The sequence below is a fragment of the Streptococcus sp. DFI.7.26 genome (assembly GCF_022240605.1).
GTDB lineage: Bacteria > Bacillota > Bacilli > Lactobacillales > Streptococcaceae > Streptococcus > Streptococcus xiaochunlingii.
Genome location: NZ_JAKOGN010000025.1, coordinates 1 through 2,617, shown reverse-complemented (window position 1 = coordinate 2,617; position 2,617 = coordinate 1). Strand labels below are relative to the sequence as shown.

Annotated in this window: 6 protein-coding genes and 1 pseudogene; all 7 read right to left on the bottom strand. The window is 31.9% G+C overall.

Features of this window, described 5'->3' with window-relative positions:
* A pseudogene (locus L0M85_RS09615) lies at positions 1–206 on the bottom strand (hypothetical protein); the annotation flags it as partial.
* A 20-nt stretch (positions 207–226) separates the two neighbouring features.
* Positions 227–439 carry a hypothetical protein gene (locus L0M85_RS09610; RefSeq protein WP_000521157.1) on the bottom strand — a complete coding sequence of 71 codons (213 nt, stop codon included), beginning with the start codon at positions 437–439 and terminating at the stop codon, positions 227–229.
* Between the two features lie 57 nt (positions 440–496).
* On the bottom strand, positions 497–775 hold the full coding sequence (locus L0M85_RS09605; protein ID WP_000423012.1) for a hypothetical protein: 279 nt from the start codon (positions 773–775) through the stop codon (positions 497–499).
* A 48-nt stretch (positions 776–823) separates the two neighbouring features.
* A complete protein-coding gene (gene pezT, locus L0M85_RS09600) occupies positions 824–1,576 on the bottom strand; it encodes a type II toxin-antitoxin system toxin PezT (protein ID WP_238656925.1) in 753 nt (250 codons plus the stop codon).
* On the bottom strand, positions 1,576–2,052 hold the full coding sequence (gene pezA, locus L0M85_RS09595) for a type II toxin-antitoxin system antitoxin PezA (RefSeq protein WP_000579610.1): 477 nt from the start codon (positions 2,050–2,052) through the stop codon (positions 1,576–1,578). The genes pezT and pezA overlap by 1 nt, the downstream gene beginning before the upstream one ends.
* Before the next feature lie 67 nt (positions 2,053–2,119).
* Positions 2,120–2,392: a hypothetical protein gene (locus L0M85_RS09590; RefSeq protein WP_000494441.1), complete on the bottom strand. Its 273-nt coding sequence runs from the start codon at positions 2,390–2,392 to the stop codon at positions 2,120–2,122.
* A gap of 37 nt (positions 2,393–2,429) precedes the next feature.
* Positions 2,430–2,617, bottom strand: a 188-nt coding sequence (locus tag L0M85_RS09585) for a DUF5945 family protein (protein WP_235800613.1), incomplete at its 5' end; no start/stop codon positions are given.

Below are 2,617 nucleotides of genomic sequence, written 5' to 3'. Positions count from 1 at the left end.
TAAAAAGAGATGGGCAAAATCTCAATTCCTGAAGAAAATGGAGTAAATCTTCCCATTATAGTTTGCAGCTTTAATTTTGCTAAAGATTTTTTTCGAATTTCATCTGCCTGAGTTTTTCTCTCTTCAATACTCGAAATATTTTTTCTTACTCGTCTTCTTATATATTTAGATGTTTCAAGAATAAAATCATTAGTTTCTAAAGACATCCTTTTACTCTGAATTTTAACTAAATTTTTTTAATAATACGTTTACCATACCAATAGTTTCTTTCTATTAACAGTCTAGAAATTTTATCAGGAAACATATAAGTAAATTTTTTAACATAATCTTTGTTGGAAAATTTTGCTGGCATAGCTTCTATGGTCATATTATGAGCCAGTTTAAACTCTTTTTGCAATTTTATATAAAATTCATTATATTGTCTCATTACTTTGCCCATATAATCTGCAACCTCATAATAAATATTTACTGTTTTATAACTCCTCTACGGAAATTATTACAAATTCCCTTTTTTAATTTGGTACTCTTCTGCAACAAGAGAAGCTGTTTTTTTATCGTACCTTTCACTATCGTAATAGAAAAAATAAGGAACCTGATAACCATACCACACGTTCAATCCTGTTTCCTTTTCCAATAATTTACAGAACTCCGTTGAATATTTCTTACAAAACATTGAAGTCATTATTTTAAATTGACCTTCAAATATTATTCCTCTATTTTGAAACTCTATAACAATCCCCTCAAATTCTTTTCCTAATATTGCTCTTAATTCCATAGTTTTCACCTATTCTTTCTATTTGATATTAACATAAAACATGACTGATTAAAATTTTCTCAATTTTTCTTCCCCCACCTTCAACATCTCTTTCTCCACTTGATTCCATTCTCCAAATAGTAAATCATGAAGAACGGTTGCTGCTGAAGTTGTATTTTCTTTTGAATCATATACACAACTTCTATCTCGTTGGTAAATTTGAATTCTTTCAAAGATAGCTAGTTCTTCCAATTGCCGTGTATTATCAACTAGATGATTTACAATGAAATCATGATGTTCTTTTGGAGTTGCACGTGCTTGATTTGGATTGATAGCGTATAGTTCTTCGTATCGGATAAGGGTGCTCAGATAGGACAGCTTAGGCTTTGTCGCAATCAAGGCTAATTGTACTTCATATCCCCTACTTTTCAAGAGTTGTGCTGTTTTCTTTGGAACATCAATCGTTCGTAAAGTTCCCTCTATCAAAAGATTGTATCCCAAATGACTCAATTCTGTTACTAAAGACTCTACCATTTGCCCTGCAAAATCTTTGGTGTATTCTACACTATCTTTGCCATATTCTTGCTGCAGTTCTAAATAGTGTGGATGCTGAGAACGAAAACTATCGCCATCTATGATAACAATATTTCCTTGAAATTCTTTCTGTTTAATACGATGAATTGTAATCTTGCCAGCACCACTTTGCCCTCCAAGCAAAATCGCTATAGGTTGCTTACTGGACTTTCTTCCTCTTGTCAGAGAACGAAGATTCCGTGCTAGAGCATGTTTGAATTCACTATCAGTATAATCTTGGATTTCCATTAAGCTACCATCCGTTTTTCAGATATCTCTAACATGCGCTCAATTCCATCCAAATAGCCGCTATATCTCTCTATTTCATCAAAAGTTTCAACTAAATAGATATTCGTATGAATCAAGTCAGATAGATCATCACTCATTAAAATCCAAGGATTAGATTCATCATCAATGCTAATTCCCTGACTATCTTGATAACGATAAAGTCGAGATAATAGATTAGCACCTCTTTCTTTCACTATTTCAATTTTTAAAGTCAGTTCATAATCTTCAACAGGATTAAGCATTTTGTCTTCTCCTACAATATCGACATAAGATACATTAAACTTTTGACAAATGATGTCTATTAGCTCCGTAGAGACTGAACTAGTTCCATTTTCATAACGACTCAAGCTATTTCGAGAAATTCCTATAATTTGGGCAAATTCGGGTTGTGTTAAGTCGTGTGTTTTACGTAAGGATTTTATGTTCTTTCCAATCATGGCAAACTCCTTTATTTTTATAATTCAATTATAGCATAAAAAAGTATAACGCACCAATTTTGGTGCGTTATTGACTATTTTTCCTAAATCTCTCTAAATTCTTCTCCAATTGTTCCTTATGAAGTTGATTTTTAGCTTCCTTTAATGTGTCGTCCAATGTTTCTTCCCTATAAATTGATTCTGTTTTTACTTGTTCTGATTCTTGATCTGGAGTGAAAATGATATCTAACAGTCTGTCAATTTTTTCAAGATTTTGGACGGGCATATCAGATAGTCTATGAATTAGCTTCTTAAATACATCACTATTGTCTTGTTTTTTCTTAAAAAGTTTTGTAAACATCTATAACCTCTCAAAAAAAGCAGCCTTTTAAGACTGCTTAGTGTAATTCCGAAATCGCATCATAAATGGACTGCAATTTCTTATTATCTTTATTCTTTGTGTCAATCAACGTATGTAGCTCTTCAATTTTCTTTTGACTGCTTTGAATATCGCTATTGTTATCCGCAATAAGTCTTTTAAGATGTTGCTGATAACTTGTAGTGATATCTGTCTCTTTTCCTGTTC

What these genes read in the sequence shown, in the direction of transcription:
- L0M85_RS09610 (WP_000521157.1), bottom strand. Translation starts at nt 439, where the DNA reads ATGGGCAAAGTAATGAGACAATATAATGAATTTTATATAAAATTGCAA.
- L0M85_RS09605 (WP_000423012.1), bottom strand. Translation starts at nt 775, where the DNA reads ATGGAATTAAGAGCAATATTAGGAAAAGAATTTGAGGGGATTGTTATA.
- pezT (WP_238656925.1), bottom strand. Translation starts at nt 1,576, where the DNA reads ATGGAAATCCAAGATTATACTGATAGTGAATTCAAACATGCTCTAGCA.
- pezA (WP_000579610.1), bottom strand. Translation starts at nt 2,052, where the DNA reads ATGATTGGAAAGAACATAAAATCCTTACGTAAAACACACGACTTAACA.
- L0M85_RS09590 (WP_000494441.1), bottom strand. Translation starts at nt 2,392, where the DNA reads ATGTTTACAAAACTTTTTAAGAAAAAACAAGACAATAGTGATGTATTT.